This is a genomic window from Rhizobium sp. WYCCWR 11152 (assembly GCF_013087615.1).
In the GTDB taxonomy this organism is placed as follows: domain Bacteria; phylum Pseudomonadota; class Alphaproteobacteria; order Rhizobiales; family Rhizobiaceae; genus Rhizobium; species Rhizobium indicum.
Map to the genome: position 1 here is coordinate 65,131 of NZ_JABFCP010000010.1, position 15,919 is coordinate 81,049.

Annotated in this window: 14 protein-coding genes; 9 read left to right on the forward strand and 5 right to left on the reverse strand. The window is 62.2% G+C overall.

The window, feature by feature from the left end:
* Positions 1-12: 12 nt before the first annotated feature.
* The gene (locus G9X67_RS20490) at positions 13-1,074 is read right to left on the reverse strand and encodes an ABC transporter permease (RefSeq protein ID WP_138334033.1); all 1,062 of its coding nucleotides are present in this window, start codon (positions 1,072-1,074) and stop codon (positions 13-15) included.
* On the reverse strand, positions 1,071-2,555 hold the full coding sequence (locus G9X67_RS20495; RefSeq protein ID WP_138334035.1) for a sugar ABC transporter ATP-binding protein: 1,485 nt from the start codon (positions 2,553-2,555) through the stop codon (positions 1,071-1,073). Before G9X67_RS20495 ends, G9X67_RS20490 begins: the two co-directional genes overlap by 4 nt.
* A 237-nt stretch (positions 2,556-2,792) precedes the next feature.
* Between G9X67_RS20495 and G9X67_RS20500 the strand changes: the two genes are divergently transcribed.
* Positions 2,793-3,839 carry a substrate-binding domain-containing protein gene (locus G9X67_RS20500; protein WP_171599525.1) on the forward strand — a complete coding sequence of 349 codons (1,047 nt, stop codon included), beginning with the start codon at positions 2,793-2,795 and terminating at the stop codon, positions 3,837-3,839.
* A 78-nt stretch (positions 3,840-3,917) separates the two neighbouring features.
* Positions 3,918-5,126, forward strand: coding sequence for an acyl-CoA dehydrogenase family protein (locus tag G9X67_RS20505; RefSeq protein ID WP_171599526.1), 1,209 nt, complete (start codon positions 3,918-3,920; stop codon positions 5,124-5,126).
* Between the two features lie 79 nt (positions 5,127-5,205).
* On the opposite strand, the gene G9X67_RS20510 is transcribed toward G9X67_RS20505, so the two are convergent.
* Positions 5,206-6,423, reverse strand: coding sequence for an SfnB family sulfur acquisition oxidoreductase (locus tag G9X67_RS20510; RefSeq protein ID WP_138334041.1), 1,218 nt, complete (start codon positions 6,421-6,423; stop codon positions 5,206-5,208).
* A 321-nt stretch (positions 6,424-6,744) separates the two neighbouring features.
* Between G9X67_RS20510 and G9X67_RS20515 the strand changes: the two genes are divergently transcribed.
* Positions 6,745-8,079 carry an LLM class flavin-dependent oxidoreductase gene (locus G9X67_RS20515; RefSeq protein ID WP_171599527.1) on the forward strand — a complete coding sequence of 445 codons (1,335 nt, stop codon included), beginning with the start codon at positions 6,745-6,747 and terminating at the stop codon, positions 8,077-8,079.
* A 45-nt stretch (positions 8,080-8,124) separates the two neighbouring features.
* Here G9X67_RS20515 and G9X67_RS20520 read toward each other — a convergent pair whose 3' ends face one another.
* Together G9X67_RS20520 and G9X67_RS20525 are read right to left on the reverse strand one after the other, a co-directional pair.
* Positions 8,125-8,382: a type II toxin-antitoxin system Phd/YefM family antitoxin gene (locus tag G9X67_RS20520; protein ID WP_138389944.1), complete on the reverse strand. Its 258-nt coding sequence runs from the start codon at positions 8,380-8,382 to the stop codon at positions 8,125-8,127.
* A 41-nt stretch (positions 8,383-8,423) separates the two neighbouring features.
* A complete protein-coding gene (locus tag G9X67_RS20525) occupies positions 8,424-9,467 on the reverse strand; it encodes a substrate-binding domain-containing protein (RefSeq protein ID WP_171599528.1) in 1,044 nt (347 codons plus the stop codon).
* A gap of 215 nt (positions 9,468-9,682) precedes the next feature.
* On the opposite strand from G9X67_RS20525, the gene G9X67_RS20530 reads away from it, so the two are divergent.
* The 6 genes from G9X67_RS20530 to G9X67_RS20555 all read left to right on the forward strand — a co-directional run bounded on the left by G9X67_RS20530 (position 9,683) and on the right by G9X67_RS20555 (position 15,895).
* The gene (locus G9X67_RS20530) at positions 9,683-10,717 is read left to right on the forward strand and encodes a Gfo/Idh/MocA family oxidoreductase (RefSeq protein WP_171599529.1); all 1,035 of its coding nucleotides are present in this window, start codon (positions 9,683-9,685) and stop codon (positions 10,715-10,717) included.
* 11 nt (positions 10,718-10,728) lie between these two features.
* Entirely contained in the window at positions 10,729-11,631 is a 903-nt protein-coding gene (locus tag G9X67_RS20535) for a TIM barrel protein (protein WP_171599530.1), read from the forward strand.
* A gap of 62 nt (positions 11,632-11,693) precedes the next feature.
* Positions 11,694-12,926, forward strand: coding sequence for a sugar ABC transporter substrate-binding protein (locus G9X67_RS20540; RefSeq protein WP_171599531.1), 1,233 nt, complete (start codon positions 11,694-11,696; stop codon positions 12,924-12,926).
* Positions 12,927-13,101: 175 nt separating this feature from the next.
* Entirely contained in the window at positions 13,102-14,004 is a 903-nt protein-coding gene (locus G9X67_RS20545; protein WP_027687276.1) for a sugar ABC transporter permease, read from the forward strand.
* A complete protein-coding gene (locus G9X67_RS20550; RefSeq protein ID WP_171599532.1) occupies positions 14,001-14,828 on the forward strand; it encodes a carbohydrate ABC transporter permease in 828 nt (275 codons plus the stop codon). Before G9X67_RS20545 ends, G9X67_RS20550 begins: the two co-directional genes overlap by 4 nt.
* Positions 14,825-15,895: an ABC transporter ATP-binding protein gene (locus tag G9X67_RS20555; protein WP_138334055.1), complete on the forward strand. Its 1,071-nt coding sequence runs from the start codon at positions 14,825-14,827 to the stop codon at positions 15,893-15,895. The genes G9X67_RS20550 and G9X67_RS20555 overlap by 4 nt, the downstream gene beginning before the upstream one ends.
* Positions 15,896-15,919 lie beyond the last annotated feature (24 nt).

Here is a 15,919-nt window from a genome sequence, read left to right on the forward strand (position 1 = left end):
TCTTCCTTGGAATTAGGGATTGCTGCGGCCGAGGCCGTAGGTCAACGCCAACGCGCCGACGAGCACGGCGCCCTTGACGAAATCCTGTGTGTAATAAGGGGCGTTCAGCATGGTGAGGCCATTGAGCAGCACACCGACGAAGACGGCGCCGGCAATGGTGCCGAGCACGTTTGGGCGGCGCAGGTTGAAGACGGCAAAGCCGATCAACGCGGCAGCGACCGAATCCATCAGCAGCGAACCGCCGGAGGAAATTTCGCCGCGCCCGACGCGGGCGGCGATGACAATGCCGCCGAGCGATGCCAGCGTGCCCGATAGGACATAGGCGAGCGTCTTCAGCCGCACCGTCGAGGCGCCGGCAAGCCGGGTCGCGACCTCGTTGCCGCCGGTCGCAAACAGCAAGCGGCCGATGCGGGTGCGCTCGGTGAGGATGAAGAGGACGACGGCGACCACCGCCATCAGCACCACGGAAACGGGCAGGGTGCCAAGGATGCTGTAGCGGCCGATCAGCAGGAAGGCCGGGTCGTAGGCGCCGGTCGCCTTCGAGCCGTCGGGCAGGGTGAGGCCGGCCGAAATCGACCGGCCGGCGGTCGGGATCAGCTGCAGGCCGGAAAGCAGGAACATCATCGCCAGCGTCGCCAGGAGATCCGGCACCTTCAGGCGGACGATGAGGAAGGCGTTGACGAGACCGACCAGAGCGCCGAAGGCGAGCACAAGCGGCACCGTCGCATAGGCATCAAGGCCCCAGACGATCATCGCGTAACTGGCCGCCATCACGCTCGATGCGGCGACTGCGCCGATCGACAGGTCGAAACCGCCGACGGCGAGCGTGACGGTGACGCCGGCGCCGAGAATGGCGACGACGGACACCGCCTGCAGAATGCTCATCAGATTGGCGATATTGATGAAGGCGGGTTGGGCAATGGTGAAGCCGACGATGAGCAGTGCCAGGAGGATGAACACCGCGCCCGCCCGGAGAAATGCCCCGAGAGATGCAAGGCTGCTGCTATGGGCTTGCGGCGATGCCTTTGGCCGGGCGTTTGCCTGTGGAAGAGTGTCGTCATCGATGGTCGTCATGCGGATATTCCCTGGATGGCGGAGGCAAGAGCGGCCCCGTCTGCCGCGGGCCTCAACACGTGGTGGTCGATGACGAGAATGCGGTCGGCCACCTCATAGGCCTCCTCCGGGTCGGAGGTCGCGATCAGCGTCGCCCGGTCGGTGCGGGCGCGGATTGCCCGGATGATGTCATGACGGGCGCCGACGTCGACGCCCTGGAAAGGTTCGTCGAGCAGCAGCAGCCGGCTTGGTTCTGCCTCCCAGCGGGCGATCACCGCCTTCTGCTGGTTGCCGCCGGACAGCGACCAGACCGAGGCGAGCGGACCCGCGGCCTTGATGCCGAGACGGGTGATTGCCTGCTCGGCCTCGCGGCGCTCACGGCCGCCGACAAGGAAACCGTGCGGATACCATTTGCCAAGATGCGGCAGGCTGATCGTCGCCGACAGCAAATGGCCGGGCCATGCCGGTGGCATCAGCGAGGAACGATGACGGTCTTCGGCCGCCATCGCCACGCCTGATGCAATCGCTTCGGCCGGACCTTTCGGCCGGTAGGGCCGACCGCCGAGGAACATCGCACCGCCTGCAAGCGCAGTTACCCCGAAGATTGCCGATAGCAGCCGGCTCTTGCCGGCGCCAAGCACACCGGTCACCGCCACCACCTCGCCCTCATGCAATGACAGATCGAAGGAGGCAGCCCCAGAGAGCAGTCTGATATCGCGCATCTCGAAAATCACTGGTCCGGTCGCAGGCCGCGCATCCGGCCGAGCCGCATCCAGTCTGCGGCCGATCATCGTCTCGACGGCGCTCGAAAAATCGATCGGCCGCGCGAAGGTGCCGACGACGCGGCCGCCGCGCATGACGAGCGCGCGGTCGGCGATGGCTTCGAGGTCGGCGGTACGATGCGAGATATAGAGGATCGCCAGGCCCCGCTTACGAAGCTTCAGCAGAATATCGAAGAGGCGGCGACTTTCCTCTCCGGAAAGGCTCGCCGTCGGCTCGTCGAGGATGAGGAGGTCGGCGCGGTTGGCAAGCGCGCGAGCGATCGCCACAAGTTGCCGATCGGCGCTGGCGAGGTCACCGAAATCGCGGTCCAGCGGCAGGGTGAAGCCGGCGGCATCGAGCATGGACTGCGCGGCACGGCGGATGCCGGCGCGCGAGACGAAGAAGGGTGTGCTGCGATCGGCAAACCGGTTGAGCAGCAAGGCATCGGCAACGGTCAGACCGGCCGCGCCGACGAGATCCGTCGATTGATGCACCGTGACGACACCCGCCCTTGCCGCTTCGGCCGGGCTGCGCGGCGCAAAGGCGCGGCCATCGAGGCTGACCATGCCGCCATCGGCCGGAAGCACGCCGGAAAGGATCTTGACCAGCGTCGATTTGCCCGCGCCGTTTGCGCCCATCAGAGCCACGATCTCGCCGCGCTCCATAGAAAAATCAGCGCCGGCAAGCGCCCGCGTCGACCCGAAGCTGCGGGTGATATTTTCAATGTGAAGAAGCGGCATCGACAAAGGTCCGGGACTGTAATCGAAGCCGGAGTGTGCCCTGTCCGGGCGGTCGAACTCCAGGCACGGCTTTCCCCGGCGAACTGCCCTCGGGAAACAAAGAATCTCCCACAGCCCATAAAATCGGATCATTTACTCTACTAAAAACATAGAGATTATATCTAATAATCCGACGCGTCGCAGGGGCTGTCAGACCTGTCAGACGACGCCCCGCGATTTGCTAGAAGGAACGCGACGATGAAATCCCTCGCACGGCTCGCACTGTCTGCCGCCATCATTCCGTTCATTTTCATTCAAGGCGCAAAAGCCGACGGTTTATCCGGTGCTCCTGCCCCTTTCGACAAAGGCGGCGTCAAAGTGGCGCTGATCAGCTACATCTCGGCCGGCGATTTCTTCCAGGCATACCAGGCAGGGGCTGAAGCTCAGGCCAAGGCGCTGGATATCGATCTGCGCATCTTCCCCGGCCGGCAGGATGCCGCCGAACAGCGCGAGCAGATCCTGCAGGCGATCAATCTCGGCGTCTCCGGCATCGTCATAGATCACGGCCTGCCGGAATCGCTCGGCGACGTCGTGCAGCAGGCGCTCGACAAGGGCATCAGGGTCGTGGCCTTCGACGTCAACCTCAACAATTCCAAGATTCCGCAGGTGGAGCAGAGCGATCACGAACTCGCGTCACTGGCGCTCGAGCAGGTGGTGAAGGACAACGGCAACAGCTTCAACGCCGGTTATGTCTATGTCGCTGGCTTTGCGCCGCTCGACCGTCGCAACGAGGTCTGGGACAAGTTCAAGTCGGACAATAAGGGCGTGGTCGAAAAGGCTCGCTTCGGCAATGTCAGCGACACGACGGCGACTTCGACTACCGATCAAGCGAAGGCCGTGCTCACTGCCAATCCCGATATATCGGTCGTCTTCGCCCCCTATGACGAATTCGCTCGCGGCGTGAAGCTGGCTGCCAACGATCTCGGCATAGCAAGCAAGCTCAAGATCTATTCGGCCGACGTCTCGACGGCCGATATCCAGGAAATCACCGAGGAAGGCAGCCCTTGGGTCGCGACCGTCGCGACCAATCCCGCCGTCGTCGGCGCCGTCTCCATTCGCGCCGCAGCACTCGAAATCGCCGGGCAGACGGTTCCCCACCAAATCACCGTGAAGCCGACGCTTCTGACGCAGGAAAGCCTGCGTGCAGCCGGCGTCAAGACGATCGAGGAACTGGCCGAAAAGATCCCGGCCTTCAGCACGAGCGATGCGGCGACCGCCAGCTGGATCCCGGACAAGCTGTTCTGAGACCACGCACTTCGATCCTTCCGGCGGAAGCGTGCGGCTCCCGCCGGATCATCTTTTTGGAGAATTGGAGTTCCGCCCATGAGCCAATCCAATGTCATCTTCGCGGCCAGCCGCAACCCGACGCGCGAAGACCTCTTTGCCCGTGCCGAGGAGATCTCTGCCGACCTGTCGCGGCGTGCCGCAGACCTCGACCGCGAAGGCCGTCCGCCGCTCGCCGAGATCGTCAAATTGAAGAATGCCGGGCTGCTCAATGCGCTGCATCCCACGCAAATCGGCGGCGGTGGCCTCGATTGGGTCGACGGGCTGAGGCTGGTGCGCATTCTCGCCCGGGGCGAGAGCTCGATCGGCCAGTTGCTCGGCTACCACTATGTCAACAGCCAGTACATCTATTGGGCCCTCGATGCGGCGCGCGCCCATGCGCTGGGCAGCGATACGGTCGCCAGGAACCTCTATTGGGGGGCGGCCGTCAATCCGCGCGATCCCGGGCTGGTGCTTACCCGTCGCGGCAACGGCTATGTGCTGAACGGACGCAAGTCCTTCTCCACGGCGGCGCGGGTCTCCGACTATATCAATGCCAATGCGACGCTCGACGACAAGATCGCCGGTTTCGCCGTGCCGACCAATCGTCAAGGTTACGTCGCCAATGACGACTGGGACAATATCGGTCAGCGCCTGTCCGACAGCGGCAGCGTCGAGTTCCGCGACTTCCCCGTCTACGAGGAGGATTTCGTCGGCGCGCCCGCTGCACCTGATGTGGCGCCGCCGGTGCTGTCGACCTTCAACACGCCGTTCATCCAACTGGTCTTCGTCAACTTTTATCTCGGCACCGCGGAGGGCGCGCTGCATGCCGCCGTCGATTACGTCCGCAACACGACCCGGCCGTGGATAACCTCCGGTGTCGAGCGGGCGGCGGATGATCCTTATATCCTCGAACGCGTCGGCGAATTCACTGTCGCGCTGAAAGCATCGGCGGCCCTTGCCGACAATGCCGCAGCCGCCGTGCAGGCGGGTCTTGCCCGCGGCCGCGACGTCACCGAGCGCGAGCGCGGCGCAGCAGCAGCGGAAGCCTATGCCGCCAAGGTCCACGCCACCCATGTCTCGCTCGACATCACCTCGCGCGTCTTCGAGCTGACGGGCGCGCGCTCGACGGCCGACAAATACCGTTTCGACCGGTTCTGGCGCAATGTCCGCACTCACACGCTGCACGATCCTGTCTTCTACAAGGCGAAGGAAGTCGGTGAATTCGTGCTGAACGACAAGATACCGGAGGTCAGCCTCTATAGCTGAGGCGGCTATCTTTCACCGAAAGCAAAAACCCCACTGCCGGCACCGGCGGTGGGGTTTTCGGTTGGAAGACGGGGAGATTTCAGAGCGCGCCGTTCTTCGGCGGCGCTACGCCGTTCAAATGGTAGTTGCCGACGACGTGATATTTCCAACGCACGGGATCGTGCAGCGTATGGGTGCGGGCATTGCGCCAGTGGCGGTCGAGGTTAAGGCCAGCCTGCACCGACGAAGTTCCGGCAAGCTCGAAAAGCGTGTTCGAGGCCTCGATCGCCACTTCGGTCGTCAGCACCTTGGCGGCGGCAACCGCCAGCGTCGCCGCGATCACCTTTTCCTCCGTCGTCTCGACCTGCGCAGCATCGACCTTATGGCCGGCGCGCTCCACCAGAGCCGTTGCAGCTTCCAGGCGAATGGCGATCTGGCCGACCTTGGCGATCGTCAGCGGATCGTCTGAGGCACGCTCAAGGCCGCTGTCCATCCAGGGGCGCGATTTCGTCCTGACGAACTCAAGCGTTTCGGCAAAGGCCGCCCGTGCGATACCGAGATCAACGCCGGCATGGATGATCTGGCCGACCGAGCCGATCGTCGTCGGCCGCTCGAAACCCTTGTGATGGAAGACCACGGAATCGGCGCTGACATAGACATTGTCGAGGATGGTCGTACCGCTGCCGGTGGTGCGCTGGCCGAAGCCGTCCCAGTCGTCGACGATCTCGACGCCTTCGGTGCCCTTCGGCACGAAGGCCATGGTCAGCCGATCCTCCGGATCGAGCGCGAAGATGGTAATCCAGTCGGCGAAGATGACGCCGGTCGAATAGAATTTACGGCCGTTGATCCGGTAACCCGGACCGTCGCGGGTGATGCGCGTGTTGTAGTGGCCGACCGTCTTCGTACCGCGCTCGGAAAGCGCATTGCCGAAACGATCGCCGGCCAGCACCCGGCCGAAGAAATAACGCTGCTGCTCCTCGCCGCCGTCGGTTCTGAGCGCCTCGAGAATATAGAAATGGTTCTGCGGAATCTGGCCGATCGAACCGTCCGCCTCAGACAGGATCGCGGTGATCTCGGCAAGCACGGCGTTGGAGACGTCGAGCCCGCCATATTGCGCTGGCACGGTGATCGCCAGAAGGCCGGACTGGGCGAGAAGATCCAGTTCGGTAAACGGCAGGATCCGGTCAGCGTCGCGCTCGGCTGCGCGTGCGGCAAATTGCGCCGCCAGTCTGCGGGCGGTGGCGATCGCCTCATCATCGCTGCCGATACGGTCGGCTACGGGCCGGATCTGATCTGCTTGCCTCAGCACGGTGTTCATCGATGTCTCCAATTCTGACGAGCCTATCGGTGAAAGAAATTAAGCGCCGACATAAGAGCACAAATTCTATAGATGCGATGGAAAATGAAAAGTGTTTGCTTATCGGCTTCTGGCTGCCGCGATTAGTGTCTCAGTCGGGCGGTTCTGCGAAAACGTGGCTGAAAAAGCGCCGAAATCGCTTCCAGAAATTAGCGGAGCCGGCCTCGATTTGAATTCGTCGAGTTCCTACGTAACCGATATCCGATGCGTCGCTGCAGCGGCTTCAGACAGAACGCCCAATGCGGGGCAGGCGGCCGCCTTGCCCGATCCATGAGGAAAGTCATGACCCCACGGCAGTTGCGCCTCGGCGCCTTCATGCGTCCCGTCAGCCTGCATACCGGCGCCTGGCGCTATCCCGGTTCTTATCCCGACGCCAACTTCAATTTCGCCCATCTGAAGTCCTTCGCGCAGGCGTTGGAGCGGGCGAAATTCGACGCCTTCTTCATGGCCGATCATCTTGCCGTGCTCAACATGCCGGTCGAGGCGCTGAGGCGCAGCCACACTGTGACCTCCTTCGAGCCCTTCACGCTGCTCTCGGCGCTGGCAGCGGTGACGGAGCGTATCGGCCTTGTCGCCACCGCTTCCACCACTTTCGACGAGCCCTATCACATCGCCCGGCGTTTCGCCTCGCTCGATCATATCAGCGGCGGCCGCGCTGGCTGGAACATCGTCACGACATCGAACCCCGATGCCGCGCTCAATTTCGGCCTAGACGAACATATGGAGCATGGCGAACGCTATCATCGCGCCCGGGAATTCTATGATGTGGTAACCGGGCTCTGGGATAGTTTCGCCGACGATGCCTTCATCCGCGACCGTGAAAGCGGCCTGTTCTTCGATCCGGAGAAGATGCATGTGCTCGGCCACAAGGGCGAGGAACTGAGCGTCCGCGGACCCCTCAATATCGCCCGGCCGCCGCAGGGTTGGCCTGTCATCGTCCAAGCCGGCCAGTCGGACCCCGGCCGTCAGCTTGCCGCCGAGACCGCCGAGATGGTCTTCTGTTCGCCGCGCGATCTGGCCGCCGGCAAGGCGCTCTATGCCGATATCAAAGCCCGCATGGAAGCCATCGGCCGCAACCGCGACCATCTGAAGATCCTGCCCGCCGCCTTTATCATCGTCGGCGACAGCATCGACGAGGCACGCGCCAAACGCGCCACGCTCGACAGTCTGGTGCATTACGACAGCGCCATCGCTTCGCTTTCGATCGCGCTCGGCCATGACGCTTCGGGCTTCGATCCCGACGCCCCGCTGCCGGCCGATATTCCCGACACCAATGCCAGCAAGACCGGCCGCGCCCAGGTGCTGAAGCTTGCCGCCGAAGAAAATCTGACGGTGCGGCAGCTGGCACAGCGCTACGGCGGTTATGCTGGCCTCGCCTTCGTCGGCACGCCGGCAAGTATCGCCGACGACATGGAACGCTGGCTGGACGAGGAAGGCTCGGACGGTTTCAACGTCGTCTTCCCCTATCTGCCGCAGGGTCTCACCGACGTCACCGAACGGCTGGTTCCCGAATTGCAGCGCCGGGGCCTGTTCCGCAGCGAATACGAGGGCACGACGCTGCGCGAGCATCTCGGATTGCCGCGGCCGGAGAACCGGTTTTTTCCGGCCGGTGCGTAGGACGCTGCGGGCAGTCCCCGCGCGGCAAGACGATACAACTAGCCTTCAGAATTCGACGGTCCTGTTGTCGAAGCCCAGCTGCGCGTGTTCCAATTCCCTCTCATCAACGGAGGGATCGCGCAATGCCTCAAACAGCGTCTTCGGCGTCCAGTTCATCTGAAATTCGGCATAGCTGACAAGGACATAGGCCGCTTCGCCGCGATCAGTGATCACCACCGGCCGCTCGCTCGCTTCCTTCTTCGCCTTGCTCGGATTCCGGTTGAAGGCTGCGCCGGTCATGAAGGACATTTTCATCGAAACCATCCACTCTCCATCAAGCAGGGACTATATCCAACCTGCCACCTTCAGACCATGGCCCCAACATCGAACGCATCGCTTTCGCCGGGCATCAGTTCGAGGGGCCAGACGATGTTGCGGCCCTCGTTCGGATAGAAATCTCGATAAGCCGGCATGTTGGCGAGAAGCATCCGGCCCAGATCGACGCCGAGATCGTAGAGCGAGATGCGGAAGCAGCTCAGCGACGGCTGCAGAAACCGTGCGCGCGGAGCGTCGCGGAAGCCGATCACCGCAAGGTCGCGGCCGGGCATGACGCCCGATTCCATCAAGCGGCGGTAAAGGCCGATCGCCATCAGCTCGTAGATCAGGATCACCGCCGTCGGCCGCTCTTCGAGCAGCAGCAGCTCATGGGCCGCCTGATAGCCGCCCTGTTCGCTCGACCTGACGCGGATGACGAGTGAGGAGTCGAAGGCAATGTCGTGCCGCTCGAGCGCCCGGCGATAGCTGTCGATAAAGAGATAGCCGAGGTTGGCCTCGCTCGATGGCGCGGTGATTGCGATCCGGCGGTGGCCCAGCGTGATCAGCCGCTCGACGGCATGGTCCGCCACGCCCTCGAAATCGAGATCGATCCAGGGGAAATTGCTGGCCGAAAGGCTGCGGCCGAGCGCGACGAAGGGGATCTTCGCCCGCGATAGAAAGTCGATGCGCCGGTCGACGCGCTGCGTGTCCGAGATGATCATCGCATCGACGATGCGCCGCGCCACCATCCGCTTCAGATATTCGTGCGGGTCCTCGTCGCTCGGGCAGGGCAGCATGAGGAGGTCGAGCTTGTGGCGGGCAAAGACGCTCTGCAGGCCGCTGGTGACGCCGAGGAAGAAGTTGTCGGCGTTCTCGACCGTCTCCTTGCTGGATTCGATCATCAACCCGATGACCTTCGTCTCCCCCTGCCTCAGGCTCCGCCCAGACTGGTTGGCGACGTAGCCGAGTTCCTCGGCCGCCGCCAGCACCCGCCGGCGCGTTTCCTCATTGACATCGAGCTTGCCGTTCAGCGCGCGGGAGACCGTGCCGATCGAGATATTCAAGTGTTCGGCAAGCTGGCGAATCCCCTTCATCGCTGACGATTTTCCCGGGAGCATGATGCCGAAAAGTGTGCGCGGTTTTCGGACGACATCATGCTCCGTTTCTATAATTCAGATCCGTCCGGATCTGGGCCCGTAATTTCCCATTTGGCGTCTATTGACACCGCAAAATGTTTCCGCATACAGTCGTAAACGTTTACGGAGTGCGTGTCACGAGGAGAGTTGGCACCGTTCCCCTGGAGGAAATCGTGAAATTCAGTGCCATTCTGTGCGGGTGCGGAGCTATGTCCAAAGGTTGGTTGCGAGCCATCGCTTCCAACCCTCTGCTGGCCGATTCCATCACGATCGTCGGCCTTGTCGACCTGAGCCGCGAGACGGCCGAAAAGCTTGCTGCGGAGTTCGGCCTTGATGGCGCCGTCATCGGTTCGGACCTGTCCGACGTCATCGCGGCCACAAAGGCCGACCTGGTCTTCGACATCGTCATTCCGGCTGCGCGCTACGACGTCGTTTCGACGGCACTCAAGGCCGGCTGCCACGTGCTCAGCGAAAAGCCGATGGCGGCCTCGCTTGCCGAGGGCGCCGCTCTGGTCGGCCTAGCCGCCGAGACCGGCCGCATCCATGCCGTCATCCAGAACCGCCGCTTCATATCAGGCGTCAGGCGCTTGCGTCGCTTCGTCGAAAGCGGCGCGATCGGCGAACTCACCGGCATCCATTGCGACTTCTTCCTGGCGCCGCATTTCGGCGGTTTCCGCGAAGAGATGGACAACGTCCTGCTTCTCGACATGGCGATCCACACCTTTGATGCGGCGCGCTACGTCGCCGACCGGAAGCCGCTCGCCGTCTATTGCGTCGAGCGCAATCCGAAGGGTTCGTGGTACCGGCACGGCGCCTCAGCCAATGCCATCTTCGAATTTTCCGACGACATCGTCTTCACCTATCGCGGCTCCTGGTGCGCCGAGGGCGAGCGCACCAGCTGGGAAAGCCAGTGGCGTCTCGTCGGCTCGAAGGGGATGCTCACCTGGGATGGCGAGGAGAGTTTCAAGGCGACTGTTGCCGGCGAAGAGCCCGGCCTTTTGCATGGTTCCGCTGCCGTAAACGTTCCCGGTCCGGAACATGACGAGGAAACCCATGGCCACGCCAGCGTCATCGCCGACTTCATCGCGGCGATCGGCACCGGCAAACGGCCCGAGACGGTCAATTCCGATAATATCAGAAGCCTTGCCATGGTCTTCGGCGCAATCGAAAGCGCCAAGACGGGCAGGCGCGTCGAAATTTCAGCATAGGAAGACGTGACGTGAGCAACCCTGCAAAATCCATTCGAATCGGCACCATGGTCAGCGGCAACAAGGGCGATGCCGCTACCCGCATCGGCGAGATCGCCGGCCTGGGCTTCGAAAGCTTCGAACCCTTCTTCTGGCAGACGACCAAGGGGCAGGATCTTGCCGAACTCGGCAAGCGCTGCCTCGATGCGATCGGCGACCGCGACATCACCATCTCGACGCTTGGCATGTTCGGCAATCCGCTGGAAGAGACCGCAATCGACCTCGAGACGCTGGAGGGCTGGAAGCATTGTATCGACAATGCCCATCATTTCGGCGCCACCTGCGTTGCCGGCTTCACCGGCCGCATCCGCGGCAAGCCGCTGACAGACAGCCTGCCTCGCTACAAGCAGATCTGGAGCGAGCTTGCCAAGCGGGCGGCCGACAAGGGCGTCAAGATTGCTTTCGAGAATTGCGCCATGGACGGCAACTGGGCAAGCGGCGACTGGAATATCGCGCATAATCCCGACGCCTGGGAACTGATGTTCAACGAGACGCCGGACGATAATATCGGGCTGGAGTGGGAGCCGTGCCATCAGATGGTCTATCTGATCGACCCTTTGCCGCAGATCCGCAAATGGGCGCATAAGTTCTTCCACGTCCACGGCAAGGACGCGACCATCCGCTGGGAGGTCATCAAGGAACACGGTATTTTCGGCAAGGAGAAATTCGTCTTCATGCGCACGCCGGGCTTCGGCGACAGCAACTGGACCGACATCATTTCCGAGCTGCGCGTTGCCGGCTGGTCGGGCTCGATCGACATCGAAGGCTGGCACGACCCGGTCTATCGCGACGCGCTTGAAATGACCGGCCAGGTCTATGCGCTGAACCACCTCAAGCATGCCCGGGGCGGCGAATTCGTCGTCGATCCCATCTGATGATATCGTTTCCGGCAAGGAGGAATTGCCGGAAACGGGGATAACCACAAAGGAGGAGAACCATGGCTATCCGCAAATATGCAATTCTGGGCGCTCTCGCGCTTGCAGGCGTCTCGATATTCGGTCTTTCGGCCAAGGCCGAGGACGTCACGCTGACGCTCTGGTCGCTGGACAAAGACACCCAGCCGGCGCCGAACCTCGTCAAGGAGTTCAACGCCCAGAACAACGGCATCAAGATCGAATACCGGCTGATCCAGTTCGACGACGTCGTCACCGAGGCCATGCGCGCCTATGCGACCGGTCAGGCGCCCGATATCATCGCTGTCGACAACCCGGAGCATGCGCTGTTTTCGTCGCGCGGCGCCTTCCTCGATCTCACTGACATGATCGCCAAGTCGACCGTCATCAAGCCGGAGAACTACTTTCCGGGGCCGCTGAAATCGGTCGAGTGGGATGGCAAGTATTTTGGCGTGCCAAAGGCGACCAACACGATCGCGCTTTACTACAACAAGGACATGTTCAAGGCCAAGGGCCTCGATCCGGCGAAGCCGCCGCAGACCTGGGACGAGCTGGTCGAGGACGCGCGCAAGCTGACCGACCCCGCCAAGAACGTCTACGGTCTCGCCTTCTCGGCCAAGGCCAACGAGGAAGGCACCTTCCAGTTCCTTCCCTGGGCTCAGATGGGCGGCGGCAGTTATGAGCACATCAACGCCGAAGGCGCGGTGAAGGCGCTCGAGGTCTGGAAGACGATCATGGACGAGAAGCTCGCTTCTCCCGATACGCTGACGCGCGGCCAGTGGGATTCGACCGGCACCTTCAATTCCGGCAATGCGGCAATGGCGATCTCGGGTCCATGGGAGCTCGACCGCATGACGCAGGAAGCGAAGTTCGACTGGGGCGTCACTCTGCTCCCGGTTCCCAAGGAAGGGGCTGAACGCTCCTCTGCCATGGGTGACTTCAACTGGGCGATCTTCGCCACCAGCAAACATCCGGCCGAAGCCTTCAAGGCGCTCGAATATTTCGCCTCGCAAGACGACAAGATGTTCAAGAATTTCGGCCAGCTTCCGGCTCGCTCCGACATTTCGATCCCGGAAACCGGTCAGCCACTGAAGGATGCCGCCCTCAAGGTCTTCCTCGAACAGCTGAAATACGCCAAGCCGCGCGGCCCGCATCCGCAATGGCCGAAGATCTCCAAGGCGATCCAGGACGCCATCCAGGCGGCTCTGACCGGTCAGATGAGCCCGAAGGACGCGCTCGACCAGGCCGCCGACAAGATCAAGGCAGTACTAGGCTGATCATTGGCTGCGAGCGAGCCGCTTGCTCCCTCTTCTCCCCAGCGGGGAGAAGAGGAACCGGAAGCAACGCGTCTTTTAACCGGATGAACCTTGGTTCATCCCATCATTTCCTCCCGGCAGGGGCCGTCTTCCGCATCATGCGCCAGGCGGCCCCGTTCGGAGTATCGGAGGACCCATGAAGAGGATCCTGATGAGCGTCAGGGACGGCCGCGGTTTCGATATCGTGCTGGTCGCATTCCCGCTCGGCTTTCTGTTCCTGATGGCGGGGCTGCCGCTGATCTACAATGTCGTGATGAGTTTCCAGGAGGTCGACATGTTCAGCCTCGGGACCTTCTCGCGTCCCTTCGTCGGCTTCAAGAATTATACCGACCTCTTCGCGCAGCCGGAGACGCTGCCGATCCTCTACAACACCGTCATCTTCGTCGTCGGCTCCATCGCCGGCCAGTTCCTGATCGGCTTCGGCCTGGCGCTGTTCTTCTGGGTCAATTTTCCCGGCGCCTCATGGATGCGCGGCCTGTTCCTCGTCTCCTGGGTGATGCCCGGCCTCGTCGTCGGCGCCATCTGGAACTGGATTCTGTCGGGCGATTTCGGCGTGCTGAATTTCATCCTGAAGGAAAGCGGCATCATCTCGGGCAACATCTTCTGGCGCTCGGACCCGCATTATTCGCTCTATGCCGTCATCATCGCCAATGTCTGGCTCGGCACCTCGTTCAACATGATCCTGCTCTCCGTCGGCCTTGCCGGCATTCCCGCCGATCTCTACGAGGCCGCCGAACTCGACGGCGCCAATATCTGGCAGCGCTTCTGGACGATCACGCTGCCGATGATGCGCTCGACCATCGGCGCCATCATCGCACTTGGCCTGATCTTCACCTTGCAGCAATTCGATCTTTTCGCCGCGATCACGTCGGGCGGGCCGAACAATTCATCGAACGTCACGCAATACTGGGCCTGGGATCTCTCCTTCCGCCAATACGACTTCGCCAAGGGCGCAACGATCTCCGTCATCATGATCGTCTTCGTCATGTTCGCGTCCGTCGTCTATGTCCGGTCCACACGCCACGAGGTGCGCGGATGATTACGACGAACCGCGACCGCCTGATGCTCGCCATATCGGTCGTCATGGCGGCGATCTATCTGTTCCCGCTCTACTGGATGTACATCACCGCGCTGAAAAGCGGCTCGGAGATGTTCGCGACGCCGCCGAGCTTCTGGCCGACTGCACCGCAATGGGGCACCTATGCCTATGTCTGGGAAAGCCGGGATATGGGCCGCTATCTCTGGAACTCGCTGGTCATCGCTCTCGGCTCCATGGCGCTCATCACCCTGCTTGGCGTCGGCTGCGCCTATGTGCTCGCCAGATACCGCAATGTCTGGGTGGATATCGGTCTCTTTCTCATCCTCATGCTGCAGGTCCTGCCGGCCTCGCTGATGATCACGCCGATCTTCGTCGGCTTTTCGCAGATTGGCATGCTGAATTATCCACGCCTTGCCGTCATCATCGCGGTCGCGGCAAAGAGCATGCCCTTCTTCGTCATACTGGTGCGCGCCACCTTCATGAGCGTTCCCCAGGAACTGGAGGAGGCGGCCCTGGTAGATGGCAATTCGCGCGTCGGCGCCTTCTTCAACATCGTGCTGCCGCTCGCCCGCAACGGCATCCTGGTCAGCGCCATCCTGATCTTCATGCAGGCCTTCGGCGAATTCGTCTATTCGAAGTCGATGATCCAGGCGGTTGACCTTCAGCCGGCAAGCGTCGGCCTCAATTCCTTCATGGGGCCGAACACCAACGAGTGGAACAACATCATGGCCTACGCCACGATGTATGTGACGCCGATCCTTGCCATCTTCGTTCTCTTGCAGCGCCGCATCGTATCCGGCCTCACCTCTGGAGCCCTTAAATGACCACACAGATCGAGCTCAGAGGCGTCAACAAATATTACGGCGCCTTCCACGCCCTGAAGAATATCGACCTTTCGATCGCCAAGGGCACTTTCGTCGCGCTCGTCGGCCCGTCGGGCTGCGGCAAGTCCACGCTGCTGCGCTCGCTTGCCGGCCTCGAAAGCATTTCGTCGGGCGATCTCAGGATTGCCGGCGAGCTGATGAACGGCGTGCCGCCGCGCAAGCGCGATGTCGCCATGGTGTTCCAGTCCTATGCCCTTTATCCGCACATGACGGTCGAGGAAAACCTGACTTACAGCCTTCGCATCCGCGGCATCGCCAAGGCGGAGGCCAAGAAGGCCGCCGAGGACGTGGCGGCGACGACAGGTCTTTCCCATCTCCTGAAGCGCTATCCGCGCGAGCTTTCCGGCGGTCAGCGCCAGCGCGTCGCCATGAGCCGCGCCATCATCCGCCACCCCAAGGCCTTCCTGTTCGACGAGCCGCTGTCCAATCTCGATGCTGCGCTGCGCGTCCACATGCGCAAGGAAATCCGGTCGCTGCACGACCGACTGCACGCCACCTTCGTCTACGTCACGCACGACCAGGTCGAAGCAATGACGATGGCCGACCATGTGGTGGTGATGCGCGACGGCGTCATCGAACAGCAGGGCGCGCCGCTGGACCTCTACGACCGGCCGGCGAACCGGTTCGTTGCCGGCTTCATCGGTTCGCCGGCCATGAATTTCATCCCCGCGATCGCCGCGGAAGACGGAAAGAGCCTGATCCTGGATTTCGGCGCGGTGAAACAGACGCTTGCGATATCACGCGCCATCGAACCCGGGCGTAAGCTCATCGCCGGCATCCGGCCCGAACATATCGGCGTCGTCGAGCCCGGGCATGGCAGTTTCGATGTGCCGATCGCCTTCGTCGAATCGACCGGTTCCTCGACCTTCATCGTCGCGGAGACCCAGCCGGAACTGACGATCGTCGAGACGCGGCGCGACAGGGTCAAGGCAGGAGACATGATCGGACTTTCGATCGATCCGACCCAGATCCATCTCTTCGACGCGTCGACGGATCACTTGGTATAGACTCAGTCGAGCACCGATCCGGCA